The organism is Geodermatophilus sp. SYSU D00867 (assembly GCF_054050315.1).
This window is the reverse complement of the sequence record NZ_JBJGZC010000003.1, coordinates 13339-36763: the sequence shown is the minus strand read 5'-3', so window position 1 is coordinate 36763 and position 23425 is coordinate 13339. Positions and strand designations below refer to the sequence as shown.

Sequence of the window (23425 nt, the reverse complement as noted above, 5' to 3'; positions counted from 1 at the left end):
GGACCTCCGCGGGGCTCGGTGTCGTCGCTCGGTGTCGTCTCCGCCCCGACCCTGGCCCTGTCCCGCCGTCCCCGCAGTTCGAGACGGTGATCGTTACGTTTCCTCGACCCGGCCGTCACCCGGCGCCGGTGGTGGCGCGGCGGATCGCCTCGACGTCGCACTTGGGCACCCGGTCCGCGGTCAGCAGCCCGTTGACCTCCTGGTAGGTGTCGGTGAGCTGCGTCCAGCAGGCGCCGGCCAGCGCGGTGCTCGCGTGCACGGCGGCCCACTGGTCGCGGTAGCGGGCGAGCAGGTCCTCCGGGGAGCGGGCGTCGGCGTACCCCCACGGCTCGGTGCGGTCGGCGTCGGAGCGCCCGGCGTTCAGCGCGATCCCGCCGAACTCGGACAGGACGACGGCGCGCCCGGCGACGCCCGCGCGGTCGAGGTCGGTCAGCCGGCCGTCGGGACGCCGTCCGCCGGCCAGGCGCTCGAGGTCGGCGGCGGTGGCGTAGCGGGCGGCGAGCACCGCCGGGTCCTGCTCGTAGTCGTGGACGCCGAGGATCGCCCCGCCGAGGGCCTCCCAGCCGTCGTTCGCCGAGACCGGGCGGGTGCCGTCGAGCGCGTCGGCGGTGGCTGCCAGGGCGGTGACCAGACCGCGCTGGGCGCGGTCGGCGGCCGCCTCCTGCACGCCCCAGGACTCGTTGAGCGGCACCCACGCGACCACGCTCGGGTGCCCGCGGTGGGCGACCACCACGTCGGCCCACTCGCGCAGCAGCCGGGCGGCCGCCGTCGGGCCGGGGCGGTGGGCCGCGGGCATCTCCGCCCAGACGAGCAGGCCCATCCGGTCGGCGAGGGCGAGGTAGCGGGGGTCCTCGGTCTTCTGGTGCTTGCGGGCGCCGGTGAAGCCCAGCGCGCGGGTGAGCTCCAGGTCCCGGCGCAGCGCGGCGACGTCGGGCGGGGTGGCGCCGGTGTGCGGCCAGTAGCCCTGGTCCAGCACCAGGCGCAGCGGCACCGGCCGGCCGTTGACCAGCAGGCGCCCGTCGTCGACCTCGACCGAGCGCAGCGCGGTGTAGCTCGCGACCTCGTCGAGGACCTCGCCGTCGTCGCGGACCAGCGCGACCTCGGCGTCGACCAGCACCGGGGACGGGCCGGGCTCCCAGGTCAGGTGCCAGCGGTCGTCGGTGCCGCCGTCGCCGACCTGCAGCGTCCGCTCGACCACCGCGCCGTCGACCCGGACCGCGTCGTCGGCCAGCAGCCGCTCGCCGGCCCACAGGCGCAGGTGCAGCCGGGCGCGGGTGACGGGGACCGACAGCTCCACCCGGACGTCGACGCGCAGCGTGCGCGGGTCGCCGCGCCAGACGACGTCGGTGACGTGCTCCCGCGCCACGGACTCCAGCCACGGCGTGCGCCAGATGCCGGTCGTGCGCGGGTAGAAGATCTCGTGCGGCTGGTCGCGCCAGTCCTGCTTGCCGCGCGGCGCCTCGAGGTCGCGGGGGTCGTCGTCGGCCCGGACGAGGAGGTCGGCGCCGTCGCCCAGGGAGTCGGTGACGTCGACCCGGAAGGGCGTGTAGCCGCCCTCGTGCCGCGTGACGTGCACGCCGCCCACCCAGACGTCGCACACGCGGTCGACCGCGCCGAGGTTCAGCACCGTGCGGCGGTCGCCCTGCCGGGCGGGCAGCGGGCGGCGGTACCAGGCGCGGTGCAGCGGGCCGGTCCACCCGATGCCGCTGGCCGGGGTCTCCGGGGCGTAGGGGACGCGGATCGTGCGGTCGAACCGCACGGTGCCGGGCGTGGCGGCGCGGTCCGGGTCCGCCGCGAACTGCCAGTCCCCGTCGAGCGGGCGCCAGGGCCGGCGCAGCAGCGGGCGGGGGTGGGCGGTCGGGTCGTCGGCGACGGGCACGCCCCCACCTCACCGGACCCGGAGCCGCCCTGCACGGCACGCCGCCCGACGTCGACCTGCGGCCGTCCCGGGCCCCGCGAGACGACCGCGGGTCGGCAACGGACGCACACACGGGTCGTCGCCGTTCCCGCCCCGTGTGGAGGAGGATCCCGACGTGTGCCGGCGGGTGGTCCCGGGCCTGCGCGGATGAGCACCCTGCTGGCCGGCGCGCGGCTGCTCGACGCCGGCGGCGTCACCGACGGCGGCTGGGTGCTGCTCGACGGCGACACGATCGCCGCCACCGGCACCGGCCCGCCGCCCGGGCACGCCGGCGAGACCGTCGACCTGGCCGGCGCGGAGCTCACCCCGGGCTTCGTCGACCTGCACGCGCACGGCGGCGGGGGCGCGGCCTTCGACGACGGCCCCGACGCGATCCGCACCGCGCTGGCCGTGCACCGCGCCGCGGGCACCACGCGCTCGGTGCTCAGCCTGGTCGCCGCGCCGCTGGAGGCGCTGGAGGCGTCGCTGGCGGGCATCGCGGAGGTGGCCGCCGCGGACCCGACCGTGCTCGGCGCCCACCTGGAGGGCCCCTTCCTGGCCCCGGCCCGCTGCGGCGCGCACGACCCCCGCCACCTGCGGGCACCCACCCCCGACGCCGTCGACCGGCTGCTCACCGCGGCCCGCGGCACGCTCCGCCAGGTCACCGTCGCGCCCGAGCTGCCCGGCGCGCTGCAGGCGGTCCGCGACCTCACCGCGGCGGGCGTCGTCGTCGCCGTCGGGCACACCGACGCCGACGCCGCGCTCACCGCGGCCGCGTTCGACGCCGGCGCCCGGCTGCTCACCCACGCGCTCAACGCCATGCCGGGCCTGCACCACCGCGCGCCCGGCCCGGTCGGCGCCGCGCTGGCCGACCAGCGGGTCACCCTGGAGCTCGTCCTCGACGGCGTGCACGTGCACCCGGTCGTCGCGCGGCTGCTGATGGACGGCGCGCCGGGGCGGGTCGCGCTGGTCACCGACGCGACGGCCGCCGCCGGCGCCGGGGACGGCGAGCACCGGCTGGGCGGGCAGGCGGTCACCGTGCGCGGCGGCCGCGCGGTGCTGGCCGGCACCGGCACGATCGCCGGGTCGACGCTCACCCAGGACGCCGCGCTGCGCACCGCCCTCGCCGCCGGCGTCGACCCGGTCGCCGCCGTCACCGCGCTCACCGCCGCCCCGGCGCGGGCGCTGGGCCTCGGCGACCGGCTGGGCCGGCTGGCGCCGGGCGCCGCCGCGGACGTCGTCGCCCTCGGCGCGGACCGGTCCGCCACGGCCGTCTGGGCGGCCGGCCGGCGGGTGCTCTAGGGGCGCGGGCCCCGACCCGCGGGGACCTCCTCGGGGACGGCCGGGTCGGTCCGGGGCCGGTGGATCTGCGAGTAGACCTGCGCCCGCAGCTCGGCGAACCGCGGCGACGACCGCGTGTGCAGCTGGTCCCGCTGGTCGGGCAGGTCGATGACGAGGTCCTGCCGGACGACGGTCGGCGACTGCGACAGGATCAGCACCCGCTGGCCGAGGTAGACGGCCTCGTCGATGTCGTGCGTGACGAACAGCGTGGTCACCCGGAACCGGTGCCAGAGGTCCCGGATGAGGTCCTCCAGGTCCGCCCGGGTCTGGGCGTCGACGGCCGCGAAGGGCTCGTCCATGAGCAGGACACGCGGCTCGTAGGCGATCGCCCGCGCGATCGCCACCCGCTGCTGCATGCCGCCCGACAGCTGCCACGGATAGGCGGCGTGGGCCTCCGCCAGGCCGACGGCGGCCAGCGACTCCTCCACCAGCTCCCGGCGGCGGGCGGCGGTGAGCCCCTTCTTCTGCCGGAGCGGGAGCTCGACGTTGTCCCGCACGGTCTTCCAGGGGAACAGCGACCGGCCGTACTCCTGGAAGACGACCGCCATGTCCGGCGGCGGGCCGTCGACCCGCCGCCCCTCGAGCAAGACCTCCCCGGAGGTCGGCTCGAGCAGGCCGGCGATGATCTTGAGCAGCGTCGTCTTGCCGCACCCCGAGGGCCCGACCAGGCACACGAGCTCACCGGTCGCGACGGTGAAGGTCAGGTCGCGCACCGCCTCGACGGTGCGGGTCCGACCGTCGTAGACCTTGCGGATGCCCCGGACGTCGAGGTCGGTCATGAGGTGCCTTCCGAGCGGAGGGGACGGGTGGTGGGAGGTCAGGGAGCGCGGTGCGCGCGGCGCAGGCCGTGGTACCAGGCCAGCACCCGGTTCTCCACGACCCGGAACAGCAGCGCGAGCAGCAGCCCGAGCAGGCCCAGCACGAGCATCCCGGCCCACATCTCGGTGATGGCGAAGGTCCGCTGGGCCTGGACGATCGCGAACCCGAGCCCGTTGGACGCGGCGAACAGCTCGCTGATGACCATGAGGATGATCGCCACGGACAGGCCCTGGCGGAGCCCGGCGAACACCTGCGGGCTCGCTGCCGGCAGCACGACGTGCCGCAGCCGCGCCATCCCGTCGATCCGGTAGGCGCGCGCGGTGTCGGCCACCACGGGGTCGACCGCGCGGACGCCCTCGACGGTGTTGAGCAGGACCGGCCAGGTGCAGCCGAAGGCGATGACGGCCACCTTCATGCCGTCGCCGATGCCCAGGAACAGGATGAACACCGGCACCAGGACGGGCGGGGGGATGGCCCGGAAGAACTCCAGGACCGGCTCGAGCACCCCGCGGACCGTCCGCGACAGGCCGATGACCATCCCGAGGGCCACGGCGACGACCGCCGCCAGGGCGAAGCCGGCGGTCAGCCGCAGCAGGCTGGGCAGCACGTCGGCGGTCAGCCGCGAGCCCAGCCACTCGTCGCCGAGGGTCTCGACGATGCCCGACAGCGGCGGGAAGAAGTAGTCGGTGGAGTCCGCCGACAGGACCCACCAGACCGTGAACAGGACGGCCGGCAGGGCGAGGGTCGTGCCGATCCGGCGGAGGACGGTCACACCGGCACCTCGGCACGCTGCGACGGGTGCCAGGCGAGCGCCCGCCGCTCCACGGCCCGGAAGACCACGTTGACCAGCACCCCCAGGATCCCGGTGACGACCACGAGCGCGTAGGTCTGCGCGACCGCGCCGCTGCTCTGCGCGGTGTTGAGCAACTCGCCCAGCCCGGGCACGCCGATGACGAGCTCGGCGGTGACGGCGAGGATGAGGGCGACCGCGGCGCCCAACCGGAGGCCGGTCATCACGTACGGCAGCGTCGTCGGCCAGGTGACGTGCCGGGCCCGCGCCCAGGCGCCCAGGCCGTAGGCGCGCGCGGTGTCCCGGGCGATCGGGTCGACGTCGGCGACGCCGTAGAGGACCTGGACGAGGACCTGCCAGAAGGCGGCGTAGACGACGAGCAGCAGCTTGCTCTCGATGTCACTGCCGAACACGAGGATCGCCAGCGGGATCAGCGCGACCGACGGGATCGGCCGCAGGAACTCGATCGTCGAGTCGGTGAGCTCGCGCGCCGGCCGCGAGCTGCCGATCAGCAGGCCGACGACGACGCCGGCCACCGCCGCGACGGACAACCCGATCGCCCACCCGCGAAGGGTGTCCCCCACCGCGGTCCAGAACGCGCCGCGGCCGGTGAGCTCGGCCAGCGCCACGGCGATCTCGGAGGCGGGCGGGAAGTACCGGGACGGCACGAGCCCCGTCCGTGGCAGCAGCTCCACCAGGAGGACGAGGCCGGCCAGTCCGGCCAGTCCCAGCGCGGCCTGCGGCACCCGTCGCCGCCGGCCGCGCGGCGTGGGCGCCGCGCGGCCGGCCGCGGGGACCGCCGGGACGTCCTCCCGGGCCGCCGCGGGTGCGCCGCTCACGGCAGGAGCGCGTCCAGGTCCGGAGCGTCGTCGAGGAGGCCGTCCTGGACGCCCAGTTCGGCGAGCCGCTCGACGGACGCGCGGTTGACCTCCGGCCCCCAGGCCGGCAGGACCATCGTGTCGATGACCGCCTGGTCGATCTCGGTGTACTCGGAGAGCACCGCCCGGGCCGCCTCGGGGTTGGCCGAGGCGTACTCCAGCGACCGCTCCATCGCGGCGGTGAAGCGCTCCACGACGTCGGCGTTCTCCGCGGCGAAGGGCCGGCTGGTGAAGTACCCCGCGACGGTCAGGTCGTCCGCGGCGTCGACGAAGTTGGACGCGACGACGACGGCGCCCGCCCGGGTGCCGATGGTCAGGAACGGCTCGGTCCCCCAGATGGCGTCGACGTCGCCCTGCTCGAGGGCCGCCGGCATCTCGCTGAACGGCAGCTCGACGTAGTTGATCGTGGCGGGATCGCCGCCGGCCGCGCGGACGGACACGTTGATCGTCGTCGTCCCGATGTTGCCGAGCGTGTTGACCGCCACCGTCCGGCCGGCCAGGTCGGCGGCGTCGGTGATCCCGCTGTCGGGCCGGGTGAGGACGGCGCTGTAGTCGGCACCCTGCTCGCCGGTCGAGGCGGCGCCGGCGACCACGACCTCCAGCGGCAACCCCTGCGAGGCGGCCGTGAGCAGGGAGGTCATGTTGCTGAAGCCGAACTGGTACTCCTGGTTGAGGACCGCCGGGACGATCGCCGCCCCGCCCTGCGCGGTCTCGAGGGTCAGGTCGATGCCCTCCTCCTCGAAGAAGCCCTGCTGCACACCCAGGTAGATCGGCGCGACGTCGACGATCGGCACGACACCGACCGTGACGGGGGTCGGCCCGCCGTCCGCGGCCCCGCCGCTCGCACTCGCCGACGGCTCGGCCCCCCCGCACGCGGCGAGGAACAGCACGGGAACGGCCAGCAGAGCGGCCACGTGGCGACGCATCGGGTCTCCTTCACCTCAGGGGCCTCCCGGACAGCTCTCACCGGGCTGTTGCGCACCGAGGGGTCTCGGGGTGGAGGTCTGTGCCCGCAAGTTCGCAGGGTGGCGCGCGCCCCGTCAATCACTCTCGTCACGCTCTGTATCTATCGAGTGAAATAGGGTGAGCCGAGTCACACTCAGCGCCCTGTCAGCACTCACACCGAGGTGCCTCATGACCGACACCACCCACCGCACCCGCATCCCCCGTGACCGCGAGCACGACTACACCCGCGAGATGGCCGACAAGCGCCAGGCCTTCGTCGCCGAGCGCACCGGAGCCGGCCTCGACCACATCCGCCGGTACTCCTTCGACCCCGCCGTCCTGCCCGGCAACATCGAGAACTTCACCGGCGTCGCCCAGGTGCCCATCGGGCTGGCCGGCCCGCTGACCCTGCGCGGCGAGCACGCGCAGGGCGACTTCTTCGTCCCGCTGGCCACGACCGAGGGCACGCTGGTGGCCAGCTACAACCGCGGCATGCGGGTGCTCGGCGAGAGCGGCGGCATCCGCACCACCGTCGTCGACGACCACATGCAGCGGGCCCCGGCGTTCATCCTCGACGACGCCCTGCAGGCCCGGGAGTTCGGCCGCTGGGTCGACGAGCACCTCGACGAGATCCGCGCCGCCGCGGAGTCCACCACCCGCTCGGGCCGGCTGACCTACATCGGCCAGCACCAGATCGGGCCGCTGCGGTACCTGCGGGTCAACTACACGACCGGCGACGCCGCCGGGCAGAACATGACCGGCAAGGCGACGCTGGCCGCCTGCGAGTGGATCCGCGCGAACCACCCCGACCACCCGCGCTTCGTGCTCTCCGGCGCGATCGACACCGACAAGAAGCACTCGCAGATCAACATGCTGATGACGCGGGGCAAGCGCGTCGTCGCCGAGGCCACCATCCCGAAGGAGGTGCTGCGTCGGCTGACCGGCGTCGACACCCGGGAGCTGTTCGAGTACCGGCAGATCGGCATGGCCGGGTCGTTCATGTCCGGGGCGGCCTACAACGGCGCGCACGCGGCGAACGGGCTGACGGCGCTGTTCATCGCCACCGGCCAGGACGTGGCCAACGTCAGCGAGTCGCACTCCGGGGTCACCTACACCCAGCTGCTGGAGAACGGCGACTACTACTGGTCGACCACGCTGACGTCGCTGATCGTGGCCACCTACGGCGGCGGGACCGGGCTGCCCACCCAGCGCGAGTGCCTGGAGCTGCTCGGCTGCTACGGCGCCGGCAAGGTGCAGAAGTTCGCCGAGATCTGCGCCGGCGTGGTGCTGGCCGGCGACGTGTCACTGACATCGGCGATCCTCGCCGGCGACTGGGTCACCAGCCACGACGCGCTGGGCCGCAACCGCTGACCCGGCTCAACGGATCTGGACGCCGGAGATCGCCCGTGCGATGACCAGCCGCTGGATCTCCGAGGTGCCCTCGAAGATCGTGTAGATCCTCGCGTCGCGGGCCATGCGCTCGACGGGGTAGTCGCGCGTGTAGCCGTTGCCGCCGAGGATCTGCATGGCCTGCTCGGTCACCCGCACCGCCGTCTCGCCCGCGACCAGCTTGCTCATCGAGCCCTCGGCGGAGGTGAACGGCTGGCCGGTGCGCGCCATCCACGCGGCCCGCCAGACCAGCAGACGGGCGGCGTCGATGGACGTCTTCATGTCGGCGAGCGCGAAGGCGATCGCCTGGTTCTCGACGATCGGCCGGCCGAACTGCACCCGCTGCCCGGCGTAGTCCAGCGCGTACTCGTAGGCCGCCCGCGCCACCCCGACCGCCTGGGCGCCGACGCCGGGCCGGGTGCGCTCGAAGGTGGCCATCGAGGGCTGGGTGCGGCCGCTGCGCACGCCCTCCCGCGCCCGCGCCAGCCGCTCCTCGAGCCGCTCGCGGCCGCCGAGCAGGCAGTCGCCGGGGACCCGGCACCCGTCGAGCACGACCTCGGCGGTGTGCGAGGCGCGGATGCCGTGCTTGAGGAACTTCTGCCCCTGGGTGAGCCCCTTCGTGCCCGGCGGGACGACGAAGCTGGCGTGGCCGCGGGCCCTGAGCTCCGGGTCGACGACGGCCGTGACGACGTGGACGTCGGCGATTCCGCCGTTGGTGGCCCAGGTCTTGGTGCCGGTGAGCACCCACTCGTCGGTCGCCTCGTCGTAGACCGCGCGGGTGCGCATCGCCCCGACGTCGGAGCCGGCGTCGGGCTCCGACGAGCAGAACGCGGCGACCTTCGGCTCGGCCTCGGTGCCGAACATGGCGGGGATCCACCGGCCCACCTGCTCGTCGGTGCCGTTGGCGCGCACGGACGCGGCCGCCAGCGTGGTGCCGACGATCGCCAGCCCGATCCCGGCGTCGCCCCAGAAGAGCTCCTCCATGGTGAGCGGGATGCCGAGGCCGGACTCGTCGAACCACTGGGTGGCGAAGAAGTCGAGCGAGTAGATCCCGGTCTTCGCCGCCTCCTGGAGGACCTCCCACGGGAAGGCCTCGCGCTCGTCGTACTCGGCGGCCGCGGGACGGATGACGTCCGACGCGAACCCGTGCAGCCACCGCTGCAGCTCGACCTGGTCCTCGGTCAGCGCGAACGACACGGCCACGGTGCATCTCCTCCGGTCAGAGCGGGCGGACGGTGCCCACGAGGTGGTCGGACCCGTTCTGCGCGCCGCGCACCGCGAGGTCCCAGCCGCCGTCGGCCGGCGCGGCCGCCAGGGTGACCGTCGAGGGCAGCAGCAGCGGCTTGCGGAACCCGACGTCGACGGTGAGCGCCCCGGGCAGGCGGCCCGACAGCGCGGCCAGCGCCCGCGCCTCCACCCACATCCCGTGCGCGATCGCCCGCGGGAACCCGAAGGCGCGGGCGGTGAGGGCCGAGAGGTGGATCGGGTTCACGTCGCCGGAGACCCGGGCGTAGCGGCGGCCGGCGTCGCCGGGCACCCGCCAGCGGACGGTCCCCGCCGGCAGCTCCCCGACCGCGACGTCGACGTCGGAGGGAGGTGCCCCCTCCGGCGCCCGCGCCCCGCGGGCGAGGTAGGTGGAGCGGCCGCGCCACACCTCGGCGCCGCCGGCCGAGGCCGACGCGCACAGGTCGACGGTCGCGCCGCGCGGGTGGACGGCGAACCGCTCGGCCCACACCTCGAGGTCGAGGGCCTCCCCCTGCCCGACCGGGCGCAGCACGTCGATCCGGTTGCGGACGTGCACCAGGCCGGGCAGCGCCAGCGGGAAGGCGCGGTCGCTCATCAGCGCGACCTGCAGCGGGAAGGCCAGCACGTGCGGGAACGTCACCGGCAGCGCGTCGGCCAGCGGGAACCGGCACACCCGGGCGTAGGCGGCCACCCCGGCCGGGTCCACGGTCACGCCGCGGCGGGCCAGCCGGGTGTCCGGCAGGTCGCCGCCGCGGCCCCGCGCGGTGAGCGCGGCCCGCACGAACAGCGGCGCCATCGACGGCGCCGACCCGAGCACGGTGACCATCAGGCGCCCAGCACGGACTGGCCGCACACGCGCACGACCTGCCCGTTCACGCCGGCGGCCGTGGGCGAGGACAGCCAGGCGATGGTCTCGGCGACGTCGACGGGCAGGCCGCCCTGCTGCAGCGAGTTGATCCGGGCGCCGACCTCGCGGGTGCCGAAGGGCATCCTCGCCGTCATCTCGGTGACGATGAAGCCCGGCGCGACGGCGTTGATCGTGGCGCCGCGCGCGGCGAACTCCGGCGCCCACGCCCGCACCATCCCGATGACGCCGGCCTTGCTCGCCGCGTAGTTCGTCTGCCCGCGGTTGCCGGCGATGCCCGACTGCGAGCTGACCGCGACCACGCGGCCGCCCGGCCGGAGCAGACCGTCGGCGTCCAGCAGCGCGCGGGTGAGGTCCAGCTGCGCCTGCAGGTTGACCGCCATGACGGAGTCCCACCGGGCGGCGTCCATGTTGACCAGCAGCTTGTCACGGGTGATGCCGGCGTTGTGCACGACGACGTCGACCCCGCCGTGGCGCCCGCGCAGGTGGCTGACCAGCCGCCCGGCGGCGTCGGGGGCGGTGACGTCGAGCTGGAACGCCGTCCCGCGGACCTCGTTGGCCACCGCGGCCAGCGACTCACCGGCCGCCGGCACGTCGACGGCGACCACGTGCGCGCCGTCGCGGGCCACGACCTGGGCGATCGCCGCCCCGATGCCACGCGCGGCCCCGGTGACCACGGCGACCTTGCCCTGCAGCGGGCGCACCGGGTCCTCGTCCGCGTGCACGTCGGCCGCCGACACGGTGAGCACCTGGCCGTCGACGTAGGCCGACCGGCCGGAGAGGAAGAACCGCACGGCGCTGCCGGCCGACGACTCGGCGCCCTCCGGCACGACCACCAGGTTGGCCGTCGACCCGGCGCGCAGCTCCTTGGCCACCGACCGGACCAGCCCCTCCAGGGCCTGCCGGGCCGCGGCCTGCGCCGGGGAGTCCGCGGCCGCGGGCGGGTCGGCGAGCACGAGCACCCGGCCGGTGGGCCGCAGCCGCTCCACCGCCGGGGCGAGGAAGGCGTGCGCCCCGGCCAGCTGCCCGGGCCCGGTCAGGCCGGTGGCGTCGAGCAGGACGGCGGCGGGCCGCTCGCCGCCGTCGTCACCGGCCGGGACGGTCACGCCGGCGTCGCGGAGGACGGCGGCGAGCGTCCCGCCCAGCCGGCCCTCCCCCGCCGTCCCGACGACGGCCGGGCCGGGCAGCAGCGGCTGCCCCGGCTCGTACCGGCGCAGCACGGCCGGCCGGGGCAGCCCGAGCTGCTTGACGAGGGAGGACCCGACGCCGGAGTTGGCGAAGGTCGTGTACCAGTCGCTCACGGGTGCAGCTCCTTCAGGACTCGAGGATGGCGACGACGCCCTGGCCGCCGGCCGCGCAGATGGAGATCAGCCCGCGCTTCCCGGGGCCGGCCTCGTGCAGCTGCTTGGCCAGCGAGGCGACGATCCGGCCGCCGGTCGCCGCGAACGGGTGCCCGGCCGCGAGCGAGGAGCCGTTGACGTTGAGCTTCGACCGGTCGATCGACCCGAGCGGGGCGTCGAGGCCGAGGCGCTCCTTGCAGAACGCCGGGTCCTCCCACGCCTTGAGCGTGGCGAGCACGGTGGAGGCGAAGGCCTCGTGGATCTCGTAGAAGTCGAAGTCCTGCAGCGTCAGGCCGTTGCGGGCGAGCACCACCGGCATCGCGTAGGCCGGCGCCATGAGCAGGCCCTCGCCGCCGTGCACGTGGTCGACGGCGGCGGTCTGCGCGTCGACGAGGTGGGCGAGCACCGGCAGGCCGTGCTCGGCGGCCCACTCGTCGGAGGACAGCAGGACGGCGGAGGCGCCGTCGGACAGCGGCGTCGAGTTGCCGGCGGTCATCGTGGCTGCGGGGTCGTCCTTGCCGAAGACCGGCTCGAGCTTCGCCAGCTTCTCCACGGTCGTGTCCGGGCGCAGGTTCTGGTCGCGGGTGAGGCCCAGGTAGGGCGTGACCAGGTCGTCGAGGAAGCCGCGCTCGTAGGCGGCGGCGAGGTTGCGGTGCGAGCGGACGGTGAGCTCGTCCTGCTCCTCCCGGCCGATCTCCCACTCCCGCGCGGTGATCGCCTGGTGCTCGCCCATCGCGAGGCCGGTGCGCGGCTCGGCGTTGCGCGGGATCTCGGGCACGAGCGAGCCGGGGCGGATGCGCGAGAGCGCCTTGAGCCGCTGGCCGATCGTCTTGGCGTTGTTGAGCTCGATGAGCACCCGGCGCAGGTCGTCGCCCACGGCCAGCGGGGCGTCCGACGTCGTGTCCACGCCGCCGGCGATGCCGGACTCGATCTGGCCCAGCGCGATCTTGTTGGCGACCAGCACGGTGGCCTCGAGACCGGTGCTGCAGGCCTGCTGCACGTCGTAGGCCGGGGTCGCGGCCGACAGCGTCGAGCCGAGCACCGACTCGCGGGTGAGGTTGAAGTCGCGCGAGTGCTTGAGGACGGCGCCGGCGACGACCTCGCCCACCTGCTCGTCCTGCAGCCCGAAGCGGGCGACCAGGCCGTCCAGCGTCGCGGTGAGCATGTCCTGGTTGGACGCCTGCGCGTATCGGGAGTTCGAGCGGGCGAACGGGATGCGGTTGCCGCCGAGGACGGCGGCCCGGCGGGGCTGGGTCGGGCTCATCGGTGACCTCCAGGGGTCCCTGGTGCGCCATTCGCGCGCGAACGGCTGACGGAGTGGCCGGTACCGACGGTACACGGTACCGTGGGTTACATGAAAGCCGAGACGGCCTCCCGGCGGCGCGACCGCCGGGACTCGCGGTGGGACGAGCACCGCCGCGCGCGCCGCGAGCAGCTGGTGGACGCCACCGTCGCCGCGGTCGGCAAGCACGGCGCCGGCGTCGGCATGGACGAGATCGCCGCCGAGGCCGGCACCAGCAAGACCGTCGTCTACCGGCACTTCGCCGACCGCAGCGAGCTCTACGTCGCCGTCTGCAACCGGGTCGCGGCGCAGCTGACCGAGAAGCTGCGCGCGGCGATGACCAGCACCGACCACCCGCGCCGGATGGTGGCCGCCGCCGTCGAGACCTACCTGGCGTTCCTGGAGGCCGACCCGGAGCTCTACCGCTTCGTCGTCGCCCACCCGCTGCTGGACAGGCCGGTCGACGCCGACCCCGTCAGCACGCTGTCGGACCTGGTCGGCGACCAGGCCGCCGCGCTGGTGGCCGTCGCCCTCGAGCAGGCCGGCCGGGACCCCGCGGCCGCCGCGCCCTGGGGGCACGGCCTGGTCGGGCTGGTCCGCGCCGCCGCCGACTGGTGGCTGCGTGCCGACCGGCCGATGCCCCGGGCGGACCTGGCCGCCCACCTCACCGACCTCGCCTGGGCCGGGCTCTCGAGCCTCGCCCCCGCTGGACCGACCCCCGAGGAGACGAAGTGACCTCCACCCTCCCCCGCACCGTGGACCCGGCGCGCCTCCAGGAGGTGCTCGACGGACGGTGGGCGCACGTGCGCCGCGACGCCCGCGAGCAGCTCGGCGACCCGAAGTGGGCCCCGGTGTACGGCGAGTCGGTGCAGGAGGCCCGCGAGCGGATCACCCGGCTGGCCGGCGAGCTCGCCGCCACCGGCCGCGTCGGCCTGGGCTTCCCCAAGGAGTACGGGGGCGAGGCCGACGCCGGCGGCTCCGTGACCTCCATCGAGATGCTGGCCTTCGGCGACCTGTCGCTGATGGTCAAGGCCGGCGTCCAGTGGGGCCTGTTCGGCGGCGCCGTCCAGCTGCTCGGCACGCAGCGGCACCACGACGCCTACCTGCCCGACATCATGAGCTTCGCGCTGCCCGGCTGCTTCGCCATGACCGAGACGGGCCACGGCTCCGACGTCCAGCAGCTGCGCACCACCTGCACCTACGACGCCGGGACGCGGACCTTCGACCTGCACACCCCGCACCAGGCCGCGCGCAAGGACTACATCGGCAACGCGGCCGAGGACGGGCGGATGGCCGTCGTCTTCGCCCAGCTGGTGACGCAGGGCGAGCCGCGCGGCGTGCACGCCTGGCTGGTGCCGATCCGCGACGAGGACGGCAACCCGTTGCCCGGCGTCACCATCGGCGACGACGGCCCGAAGGCGGGCCTGCTCGGCGTCGACAACGGCCGGCTGTCCTTCGACCACGTCCGCGTGCCGCGGGAGATGCTGCTCGACCGCTACGGGCAGGTGGCCGAGGACGGCACCTACACCTCCAGCATCGAGAACGAGACCCGCCGCTTCTTCACCATGCTCGGCACGCTGGTCCGCGGCCGGGTGAGCGTGGGCGGCTCGGCCGGCTCGGCGACCAAGCTGGCCCTCGACATCGCCGTCCGCTACGGCGACGTCCGCCGCCAGTTCGCCGCCCCCGGCCGCGACCGGGAGATCGTGCTCAACGACTACCTGGTCCACCAGCGCAAGCTGCTGCCGGCCCTGGCCACCTCCTACGCGCTGGCGTTCGCCCAGGAAGAGCTGGTCAGCACGATGCACGACGTCCAGACGGCGGTGCACGAGCACGGCGAGGCCGTCGACGAGGCCGCCCAGCGGGAGCTCGAGTCGCGTGCGGCCGGGCTCAAGGCGGCCAACACCTGGCACGCCACCCGCACCATCCAGACGTGCCGCGAGGCGTGCGGCGGCGCCGGCTACCTGGCGGAGAACCGGCTGCCCCAGCTCAAGGCCGACACCGACGTGTTCACCACCTTCGAGGGCGACAACACCGTCCTGCTGCAGCTGGTCGCCAAGGGCCTGCTCACCGGCTACCGGGACGCCTTCGGCTCCCTCGACGGCTGGGGCCGGGTCGCGTTCGTCGCCGACATGGTCCGCGAGACCGTCCTCGAGCGGACGGCGGCCCGCGGCCTGATCGCCCGGCTCGTCGACGCCGTCCCCGGCCGGGACGAGGACGTGCCGCTGCGCGACCGCGGCTGGCAGCTGAAGGTGTTCGAGTTCCGCGAGAAGCACACCCTCGAGGGCGCCATCCGCCGGCTCCGCCGGAACGCCGCGAACGAGGGCATGGAGCCCTTCCAGGTGTTCAACAGCGTCCAGGACCACGTGCTGCGGACAGCGTCCACCCACATCGACCGGGTGGTGCTCGAGGCGTTCGTCGCCGGGATCGAGCGGACGACCGACCCGGACGCGAAGGCGCTGCTCGAGGCCCTGTGCGACCTCTACGCGCTGTCGACCATCGAGGCGGACAAGGGCTGGTTCCTCGAGCACGGCCAGCTCACCCCGGCCCGGTCGAAGGCGCTGACCGCCACGGTGAACACCCTGCTGGCCGAGCTGCGGCCGCACATGGTCACCCTCGTCGACGGGTTCGCCATCCCGCGGGAGTGGAAGGCCGCCGCGATCCTCGAGGAGGAGGCGGACCGGCAGGAGGCCATGCACCTCGAGGACAGGGCCGCCGCAGACGCCCGGCTGCGGGCCGCCGTCGTCGCCCCGGACGACAGCGCCACCTCGGTGGAGGTCGCGCCCGCTCAGTAGCGGGAGCCCGGGTCAGCTGCCGGCGGGCAGGGCGCCGTTGACCGTGATCGCGTCCACGGCGCCGTGCCCGACCTCCCAGCGGTCGAGCAGCTCCTGGTAGACGCCGTCGTCGACCAGCCGCTGCAGCGCCTCGGTGAGCACGTCGCGCAACCCGGTCCGGTCCGGGGCGACGGCGATGCCGTACAGCCCGGGCTCGTACTGGGTGTCGGAGACCAGCTGGTAGCTGTTCTGCGTCCGCGGGTCGGTGGTCACGTGGACCGCCGGCGGGTAGTCGGCGACGACGGCGTCGGCGCGGCCGGTGCGCAGCTCGAGCAGGGCGTCGTCGTTGGTGGGCAGCTCGTGCAGGTCGATGCGCTGCGCGCACGAGGCCTGGGCCCGCTCCAGCAGCCCGACCTGCACGGTCCCGGCCTCGACGGCGACGCTGCGGCCGCACAGACCGGCCAGCTCGTGGATGCCGAGCGGGTTGCCGCGCGCGACGACGATCGAGGAGCCGGCGCGGAAGTAGTTGACGAAGTCGGCCTGCTGCTCGCGCTCGGCGGTGTCGGTGACCGCGCTCATGACCAGGTCGAACCGGTCGGCGGCGAGGTCGTCGAGGAGCGTGTCGAACGGCGCGGCCTCGAAGCGCACCTCCACGCCGAGCAGGTCGCCGAGCGCGGCGCCGAGGTCGGGCTCGAAGCCGACGATGGTGCGCCCGTCGGGGCCGAACGACGACGCCGGCGGGTAGGACGGGTCGTTGGCCACCGTCAGGACGCCGGCCGCGCGCACGTCGGCGGGCAGCGCGGCGTGCAGCTCCTCGTCGACGGCGACGGCGGCGGCCGGGCCGGCGGCGGTCTCCGGGGCGGCTGCCCCGCACCCGGCGGCGACCAGGGCGGCGGCGAGGACGGCGGTGCCGGCGACGGCACGGCGGGTGCGGGTCACGCGAGGACCTCCTGGGCGGGCGCGGACGCCGGGCGGGCGCCGCAGGTGAGTTCCGGCCACGGGCGGGGCCGGGAGAACAGCCAGCCCTGGGCGCGGTCGCAGCCGACCGCCCGCAGCCAGGCGGCGACCTCGGGCGTCTCGACGCCCTCGGCGCACACCGACAGCCCCAGGCCGTGGGCGAGCTCGACCAGCGACCGCACGACGGCGGCGTCCTCGGCCGAGACGTCGACCCCGGTGACGAAGGCCCGGTCGACCTTGACCTCGGCCAGCGCCAGCGAGCGCAGGTGCGACAGGCTGGCGTAGCCGACGCCGAAGTCGTCCAGCGCCGCGCCGAACCCGTGCGCGGCGAGCTCGGCCAGGCAGGCCGAGGCGGCGGCGAGGTCGGCGGGCAGCGCGGTCTCGGTGACCTCGAGGACCAGCTTCGCCGGCGGCACCCCGGCCACGGCGGCGAGCCGGGCGACGGTGGCGGCGAACCCGGGCGCCTCGAGGTTGCGCACCGAGACGTTGACCGAGACGGTCCAGTCCTCGCCGGCGGCCGTCCAGGCGGCGCAGTCGGCCAGCGCCTGCCGGAGCACCCACTCGGTGAGCGCGCCCATGACGCCGGACTGCTCCAGCGCCGGCAGGAACTCGCCGGGGCCGATCAGCCCGCGCTGCGGGTGCTGCCAGCGCAGCAGCGCCTCCACGCCGACGGTGGCGCCGGAGGCCAGGTCCACCTGCGGCTGGTAGTGCAGGCGCAGGTCGCCGTCCTCCAGCGCGCGCCGCACGTCGTGCTGCAGCGCCGGCGAGTGCGGCGAGGGCGCGGTGGCGCGGGGGTCGAAGACGACGACGCCGGTCGCGCCGCGCTTCCCCTGGTACATGGCGGCGTCGGCGCAGGTCATGAGCGTCTCGACGTCGGTGGCGTCGGCCGGGTGCATGGCGATGCCGCAGCTGGCCTCCACCGCCAGCGGCACGCCCTCGACCACGGTCTCCACCGACAGCGCGTCGCTGACCCGCTGCACCAGCTCGCGGGCGGCGCCGGCGTCGTCCATGCCGGGCAGCAGCAGGCCGAACTCGTCGCCGCCGAGGCGGGCCACGGTGTCCTCCGCCCGCACGGTCGCCGACAGCCGCCGGCCCACCTCGCGCAGCAACTGGTCGCCGGCGTGGTGGCCGAGGGTGTCGTTGACCTCCTTGAACCGGTCGAGGTCGACGAGGACGACGGCGGCCGGGGCGCCCCGGCCCACCTCGGCGGCCACCCGCCGGGCGAACAGCTCGCGGTTGGCCAGGCCGGTCAGCGGGTCGTGCAGCGCGTCGTGGGCGGCCTGCGCGGCCTGGCGGCGCAGCCGGCGGGTGGTCGACCAGGAGATCCCGGCGAGCACGAGGTAGAGGGCGCCGAGGCCGGCGCCCAGCCGCCAGTGGGTGCGGGTGGTGGCCGCCTCGACCCGGGCGGCGACGGTGTCGTAGGGCAGCAGCAGCTCGAGCACGCCGACCGAGCGGCCGGAGGTGTCGGCGACGATGGGCTGCAGGACGCGGATCATCCGGCCCACGGCGAGGCCGTCGTCGTCGAGGAGGGCGACGTCGGTCCCGCCGGCGGCGGCCGTGGCGAACGCGGCGCCGGCGGCGGGGACGACGTCCTCGCCGGCGGGGTAGTCGGGCAGCGCGGTCTCGGGACCGGTGGCGCCGTCGTCGGCGAAGACGACCGCGCCGGCGAAGTCGCGCAGCCGCAGCCGCAGGATCGAGCCTCGGAAGACGGCGAGGTCGGTGGCCGCCTGCAGCCGCTCGCGCTCGGCCCCGGTCAGCCCGGTGCCGAGGTCCTGCCCGCGCAGCGCCGGGGCGATGGTCATCTCCTCGACCACCGCGGCCTGCGCGTGGCCGTACTCCAGCGCGCGGTCGACGGCGTCCTGCCGGATGCCCGCCGCGAGGACCGCACCCAGCACGACCACCGGCACCAGGCTGGCCGCGGCGTAGGCGGCGAACAGCCGGGTGCCGGCCGCCGTCGCGCTCCGGGACCTGCTCATGGCTGCCTCATCGGACGGACCGGGCCGCCGGTCGAGCGCCGTCTCACCCGTCCGGGGGGCCAGGTCCCGGGCGGCGCGGGGGCGGGCGGGAGGATGGACCCTCGTGAGCACCCTCGCGGCGGCCACGGAGACGCTGCGCGTCCCGGCCGCGGTCGACCTCGCCGCGATCGTCGTCGGCGCGCTGACCGGCGGGCTGCTGGCCGCCCGGGAGGGCTTCGCCGTCTCCGGTGTCCTGCTGCTGGCGGTCAGCGGCGGCCTCGGCGGCGGGCTGATCCGCGACGTGCTGCTCGCCGAGGGGCCGCCGGTGGCGCTGACCAACCGCGCCTACCTGCCCGCCGTGGCCATCACCGCGGCGGTCACCTTCTTCTTCTCCGGCTGGCTGTCCCGGCTCACCGCGCTGCTGGTGGTGCTCGACGCGCTCACCCTCGGCCTGTTCACCGTCATCGGCGCGCAGAAGGCCCAGCTCGCCGGCCTGCCCAGCGCCTCGGTGGTGTTCATCGGGACGCTGACGGCGGTCGGCGGGGCGGTGATCCGCGACGTGCTGCTCGCCCAGCGCGCCGACATCGTGCAGCCCGGGCCCTACAACGCCGTCGCCGCGCTGCTCGGCGCCACGCTGCTCACGCTGCTGGCCGGGCCGCTCGGCGTGGACCCCATCCCGGTGGCGCTGCTGGTGATCGCCTTCGTGGCGGCGCTGCGGGTGCTGTCGGTGTGGCGCGGGTGGGAGGCGCCGGTCGCCGTGGACCTCCCCGGCCGCGCCCGCAGCCGGCTCGCGGCCCGCGACCGGTCCCGGCGGCCGGACGGGCGCCGCCGGGTCCTCCGCCGCCGGATGCGGTGAGCCGGAGCCGCCCGGCAGGATGAGCCGCATGCCCGAGCGGGAGCACGACGTCGTCCTCTTCGGCGCCACCGGCTTCGTGGGCCGCCTGGTCGCCGCCTACCTGGCCCAGGCCGCGCCGCCTGGCCTGCGCGTCGCCCTGGCCGGCCGGTCGAAGGAGAGGCTGACCGCCGCCGCGGCCGACCTGCCGGAGACGGCCCGCCACTGGCCGCTGCTCGAGGCCGACAGCAGCGACCCGGCGTCCCTGGCCCGGATGGCGGAGACCACCCGGGTGCTGGCCACCACGGTCGGTCCCTACCACCGCTACGGCCTGCCGGTGGTGGAGGCCTGCGCGCGGGCGGGCACGCACTACGCCGACCTCACCGGCGAGGTGCTGTTCGTCCGCGAGGCCATCGACCGCTGCGACGCCGTCGCCCGGGAGACCGGCGCCCGCCTCGTGCACGCCGCCGGCTACGACTCGATCCCGTCGGACCTGTCGGTGTTCCTGCTGGCCGAGCGGGCCCGGGCCGACGGCGCGGGCGGGCTCACCGACGTCCGCCTCGTCGCCACCGTCCGCGGCGGGTTCAGCGGCGGCACGGTCGACTCGATGCGCGCGCAGGTCGAGGCGATGGCCACCGACCGGGCGGTGCGGAGGGTGATCGCCGACCCGTACGCCCTCTCCCCCGACCGCGCCGCCGAGCCGGACACGAAGCAGCCGCCGGACGCCATGCCGCCCGCGCTCGCCGCCGGGGGCCGGTGGACCGCCCCGTTCGTGATGGCGCCGTTCAACACCCGCATCGTGCGCCGCAGCAACGCGCTGCAGGACTGGGCCTACGGCCGGGGCCTGCGCTACGGCGAGTCGATGAGCACCGGCCGCGGGATCCCCGGCGCGTTCGCCGCCGCCGGCGTCACCACCGGTCTCGCCGCGGCGCTCGGCGCGATCGCCTTCCCGCCCACCCGGGCCCTGCTCGACCGGGTGCTCCCGGCACCCGGGAGCGGGCCGAGCGAGTCGGTGCGGGAGAGGGGCTTCTTCCGGATGGTCGTCGACGCCGACACCGAGGGCGGCCGCCGCTACCGGGCCACCGTGGCCGGGCAGGGCGACCCCGGCTACAAGGCGACGTCGGTGATGCTCGGCGAGGCGGCGCTGGGGCTGGCCCTCGACGAGGACCGGCTGCCGGACCGGGCCGGGTCGCTGACCCCCGCGACGGCGCTGGACGGCGTGCTGGTCGACCGGCTGCGCGCCGCCGGGCACACCTACGAGGTCACGGCCCTCTAGGGAGGGCCTCCTTCCGGCACATCCCAGCCCGTGGGCGGCACGTGGCCGCGGTGCGGTCCGGAGGACCGCGGTGTCATCCCTCGACGCGGACGGCGAGCAGCGCGACGTCGTCCTCGGCGCCGGGCAGGACCATGCGCCCGAGCAGCCGGTCGCACAGCTCCTCGAGCGGGAGGTGGCCGAACTCGCCCAGCGCGGCGGTGAGGGCGGCGGTCCCGGCGTCGAGGTCGCGGTCCCGCCGCTCGACCAGGCCGTCGGTGTAGAGCAGCACCGTGCTGCCCACGGGCAGCTCGCAGTCGTGGTCGGTGCGCGGGCGGCGCGGGTCGACGCCCAGCAGCAGGTCGGCCGTCCCCTCGTCCAGCACGCGCACGCCGCCGCCGGGCAGGACGACGACCGGCGGTGGGTGCCCGGCGCTGGACCAGCGCAGCCGGACGCCCCCGCCGTCGGTGCGCTCCAGCCGGGCGAGGACCGCGGTGGCCATCGCCCCGAGGGCCAGCCCGGCCGCGGCGCGGTCGAGCCCGGCGAGCACCTCGGCCGGTGAGCCCCCGCCTGCGTAGCCGATGCCGCGCAGCAGCCCGCGCAGCTGGCCCATCGCCGCGGCGGCGTGCCGGTCGTGCCCGACGACGTCGCCGATCGCGAGGACCACCGCGCCGCCGGCCTCGACGAACGCGTCGTACCAGTCGCCGCCGATCTCGGCGCCCTCCGACGCCGGCACGTACCGGACGACGATCTCGCAGCCCTCGGGCCGGGGCGGCGCGGTGAGCATGCTGTGCTGCAGGGCGTCGGCGAGGTCGCGCTGCTGCTCGTAGAGGCGGGCCGCCTGCAGGGCCAGCCCCGCCCGGCGGCCGACCTCGATCGCGGTGTCGACCTCGCCCGGCGTGTGCGGCCCGCGCGCGGCGTCGTTGGCGGTGCCCAGGGCGCCGATGACCCGCCCCCGCGCCACCAGCGGCACGACGAGCGCCGAGCGGGGCGCCAGCCGCAGCAGCGTCTCCTGGTCCGCCGGGTCGGGCAGCGAACGGGCGATCCGGGCGGCGTCCAGCTCCGGGACGACGAGCGGGCGGCCGGTGCGCGTGACCACCCGTGCGGCGTGCTCGTCGCTCATCCCGGTCGCCATCGTGTGCACGTAGGCGGCGACGTCGTCCCGGCGGGCCGGGTCGCGGTGCGCCCAGGCCACCTCGTGCAGCCGGCCCTGCTCCTCGGTGACGACGATCCAGCACCAGTCCCCCAGCGCCGGCACCACCAGGTCGGCGAGCTGCCCGAGCTGCTCGCCGATGTCGAGGCTGCCCGAGAGCACGCGGCCGGCGTCGGCCAGCAGCTGCAGCCGCTGGTTGGCCCGGGACATGGCGCGCACGGCCTCGGCGCGCTCGGCCTGGGACCGCAGCCGGGAGACGCTCAGCGCGATCTGCGCGGTCAGCGCGTCGAGCAGCTCGACGTCGTCGTCGACGAAGACGTGCTCGGTGTCCCAGAGGACGACGAAGCTGCCCAGCAGCCGGCCCTCGACCCGCAGCGGCAGCGCGGCGAGCGCGCGCAGGCCGAGCGCGGCGCCGACCTCGGCCATCTGCGGGAACCGGGCCACCGCCTCGTCGAGGTCGGCGAAGACCAGCCGCTCGCCGTGCCGGGCGGCGTACTGGGTGGGCAGCGTGTCGTCGAGCTCGACCACCATGGCCTCGGGCGACAGCTCCACGTCGGCCTCCGCGGCGGCGCTCGCCACGGTGTCGGCCAGGCCGCGGGCGAGGTGCAGCCGCAGCGCGCCGTCGCCGTCGAACGCGGCCAGCGCGCTGGAGGACGCCCCGAGCACCCGGGCGCCCCGCAGCGCGATCTCGGCCAGCTGCGACAGCGCGGTCGCGTTCGCCAGCTCCGCGGCGACCTCGGCGACGGCGGCGGCCCGCTGCACCGCCGCCATCCGGCGGGTGGCCTGCTCGCGGGCCTCGGTGGCGTCGAGGACGGTGCCGAGGACCCGCACCCGCTCGCCGCGCAAGTCGCGCACCACGCGGCCGCGGGACACCGTCCAGCGCACGCTGCCGTCGGCGTGCAGGGCGCGGGCCTCGACGGCGTACTCGCCGGCGCCGGACAGCGCGGAGGCCATCGCCGCCCGCACCGCGGCGTGGTCGTCGGGGTGGATCCGCTCGGCGAGCATCCGGTCGACGTCGGCGATGTCCAGGGGCCCGTCGAGGCCGTGCACCGCCGCGCACCGCTCGTCCCAGTGCAGCGCCCCGCTGCGCAGGTCGTACTCCCAGATGCCGATCTCGCTGGCCTCGAGGGCGACCTCCAGCCGGGTGCGGGACACGCCGATGGCGGAGCGGGCGGCCGAGAGCTCCAGCTCGGCCACCACCGAGGCGGCCAGGTGCTCCAGCAGCGCGACGTCGTCGGGCTGCCAGGTGCGCGGCTCGGGGTCGTAGACGGCGAGCGCGCCCACGACGAAGCCGGACGCGGACAGCAGCGGCGTGCCCAGGTAGGCCACGACCTCGCCGGAGGTGACGGCCGGCAGCGCGGCCAGCACGCGGTCGGCCCGCGCGTCGGGCACCGCGAGGGCCCGCCCCTCGCGCACGACGCGCTCGGAGAAGGCCCCGGTGAGCAGGGCCCGCCCGCCGACCACGCCGGGCGGCAGGCCGTGCCCGCCGACGACGGTGTCCCGCTCGATGAACAGGGTGACCTTCGCGTGGTCGACGTCGAGCAGCCGCGCGGCCAGCCCGGACAGCCGGTCGTAGGCGGCGGGGTCCGGCACCTCGAGGAACAGGCGGCGGGCGGCGGCGACGCGGTGCGGGTCCTGCAGGACGTCGTCGGGCGCGGACGGCAGGGGGACGGTCACGGCCCTCCTGTCCTCACGCGACCGGGCGGTCGCAGCC

The 23425-nt window shown here is 75.9% G+C and carries 18 protein-coding genes; 6 read left to right on the top strand and 12 right to left on the bottom strand.

Features of this window, described 5'->3' with window-relative positions:
* Positions 1-115: 115 nt before the first annotated feature.
* A complete protein-coding gene (locus ACI8AK_RS03720; protein WP_387990450.1) occupies positions 116-1879 on the bottom strand; it encodes a glycoside hydrolase family 2 protein in 1764 nt (587 codons plus the stop codon).
* 186 nt (positions 1880-2065) lie between these two features.
* On the opposite strand from ACI8AK_RS03720, the gene nagA reads away from it, so the two are divergent.
* Complete coding sequence (nagA, locus tag ACI8AK_RS03715) at positions 2066-3199, top strand: N-acetylglucosamine-6-phosphate deacetylase (RefSeq protein ID WP_456955131.1); 1134 nt, start codon at positions 2066-2068, stop codon at positions 3197-3199.
* Here the strand turns inward: nagA and ACI8AK_RS03710 are convergent.
* From ACI8AK_RS03710 to ACI8AK_RS03695, 4 genes are read right to left on the bottom strand one after another with little or no spacing between them, the layout of a single operon-like run.
* Positions 3196-4017 carry an ABC transporter ATP-binding protein gene (locus ACI8AK_RS03710; protein WP_387990456.1) on the bottom strand — a complete coding sequence of 274 codons (822 nt, stop codon included), beginning with the start codon at positions 4015-4017 and terminating at the stop codon, positions 3196-3198. The genes nagA and ACI8AK_RS03710 overlap by 4 nt on opposite strands.
* 38 nt (positions 4018-4055) lie before the next feature.
* A complete protein-coding gene (locus ACI8AK_RS03705; RefSeq protein WP_387990458.1) occupies positions 4056-4829 on the bottom strand; it encodes an ABC transporter permease in 774 nt (257 codons plus the stop codon).
* A complete protein-coding gene (locus ACI8AK_RS03700; protein WP_387990460.1) occupies positions 4826-5686 on the bottom strand; it encodes an ABC transporter permease in 861 nt (286 codons plus the stop codon). The genes ACI8AK_RS03705 and ACI8AK_RS03700 overlap by 4 nt, the downstream gene beginning before the upstream one ends.
* A complete protein-coding gene (locus ACI8AK_RS03695) occupies positions 5683-6651 on the bottom strand; it encodes an ABC transporter substrate-binding protein (protein ID WP_387990463.1) in 969 nt (322 codons plus the stop codon). Before ACI8AK_RS03695 ends, ACI8AK_RS03700 begins: the two co-directional genes overlap by 4 nt.
* A gap of 208 nt (positions 6652-6859) precedes the next feature.
* On the opposite strand from ACI8AK_RS03695, the gene ACI8AK_RS03690 reads away from it, so the two are divergent.
* A complete protein-coding gene (locus ACI8AK_RS03690; RefSeq protein WP_387990466.1) occupies positions 6860-8041 on the top strand; it encodes a hydroxymethylglutaryl-CoA reductase in 1182 nt (393 codons plus the stop codon).
* 6 nt (positions 8042-8047) lie between these two features.
* Here ACI8AK_RS03690 and ACI8AK_RS03685 read toward each other — a convergent pair whose 3' ends face one another.
* From ACI8AK_RS03685 to ACI8AK_RS03670, 4 genes are read right to left on the bottom strand one after another with little or no spacing between them, the layout of a single operon-like run.
* Entirely contained in the window at positions 8048-9262 is a 1215-nt protein-coding gene (locus tag ACI8AK_RS03685) for an acyl-CoA dehydrogenase family protein (RefSeq protein ID WP_456955130.1), read from the bottom strand.
* A 16-nt stretch (positions 9263-9278) separates the two neighbouring features.
* A complete protein-coding gene (locus tag ACI8AK_RS03680; protein WP_456955129.1) occupies positions 9279-10130 on the bottom strand; it encodes a MaoC family dehydratase in 852 nt (283 codons plus the stop codon).
* The gene (locus tag ACI8AK_RS03675; protein ID WP_456955128.1) at positions 10130-11470 is read right to left on the bottom strand and encodes a 3-oxoacyl-ACP reductase; all 1341 of its coding nucleotides are present in this window, start codon (positions 11468-11470) and stop codon (positions 10130-10132) included. The genes ACI8AK_RS03680 and ACI8AK_RS03675 overlap by 1 nt, the downstream gene beginning before the upstream one ends.
* A 13-nt stretch (positions 11471-11483) precedes the next feature.
* Positions 11484-12773, bottom strand: a complete 1290-nt coding sequence (locus ACI8AK_RS03670; RefSeq protein WP_456955127.1) for an acetyl-CoA C-acetyltransferase — start codon at positions 12771-12773, stop codon at positions 11484-11486.
* Between the two features lie 90 nt (positions 12774-12863).
* On the opposite strand from ACI8AK_RS03670, the gene ACI8AK_RS03665 reads away from it, so the two are divergent.
* A complete protein-coding gene (locus ACI8AK_RS03665; RefSeq protein WP_456955126.1) occupies positions 12864-13526 on the top strand; it encodes a TetR family transcriptional regulator in 663 nt (220 codons plus the stop codon).
* On the top strand, positions 13523-15583 hold the full coding sequence (locus tag ACI8AK_RS03660; protein WP_456955125.1) for an acyl-CoA dehydrogenase family protein: 2061 nt from the start codon (positions 13523-13525) through the stop codon (positions 15581-15583). Before ACI8AK_RS03665 ends, ACI8AK_RS03660 begins: the two co-directional genes overlap by 4 nt.
* A 12-nt stretch (positions 15584-15595) precedes the next feature.
* Here ACI8AK_RS03660 and ACI8AK_RS03655 read toward each other — a convergent pair whose 3' ends face one another.
* Together ACI8AK_RS03655 and ACI8AK_RS03650 are read right to left on the bottom strand one after the other, a co-directional pair.
* Positions 15596-16501: an ABC transporter substrate-binding protein gene (locus ACI8AK_RS03655; RefSeq protein WP_456901521.1), complete on the bottom strand. Its 906-nt coding sequence runs from the start codon at positions 16499-16501 to the stop codon at positions 15596-15598.
* A complete protein-coding gene (locus ACI8AK_RS03650; RefSeq protein ID WP_456955124.1) occupies positions 16498-18495 on the bottom strand; it encodes a putative bifunctional diguanylate cyclase/phosphodiesterase in 1998 nt (665 codons plus the stop codon). The genes ACI8AK_RS03655 and ACI8AK_RS03650 overlap by 4 nt, the downstream gene beginning before the upstream one ends.
* 103 nt (positions 18496-18598) lie before the next feature.
* Between ACI8AK_RS03650 and ACI8AK_RS03645 the strand changes: the two genes are divergently transcribed.
* Positions 18599-19330: a trimeric intracellular cation channel family protein gene (locus tag ACI8AK_RS03645; RefSeq protein ID WP_387990493.1), complete on the top strand. Its 732-nt coding sequence runs from the start codon at positions 18599-18601 to the stop codon at positions 19328-19330.
* 28 nt (positions 19331-19358) lie between these two features.
* Positions 19359-20582 carry a saccharopine dehydrogenase family protein gene (locus ACI8AK_RS03640; protein WP_456901519.1) on the top strand — a complete coding sequence of 408 codons (1224 nt, stop codon included), beginning with the start codon at positions 19359-19361 and terminating at the stop codon, positions 20580-20582.
* Positions 20583-20655: 73 nt separating this feature from the next.
* Here the strand turns inward: ACI8AK_RS03640 and ACI8AK_RS03635 are convergent, their stop codons facing one another.
* On the bottom strand, positions 20656-23388 hold the full coding sequence (locus ACI8AK_RS03635) for a SpoIIE family protein phosphatase (protein ID WP_387990499.1): 2733 nt from the start codon (positions 23386-23388) through the stop codon (positions 20656-20658).
* Positions 23389-23425 lie beyond the last annotated feature (37 nt).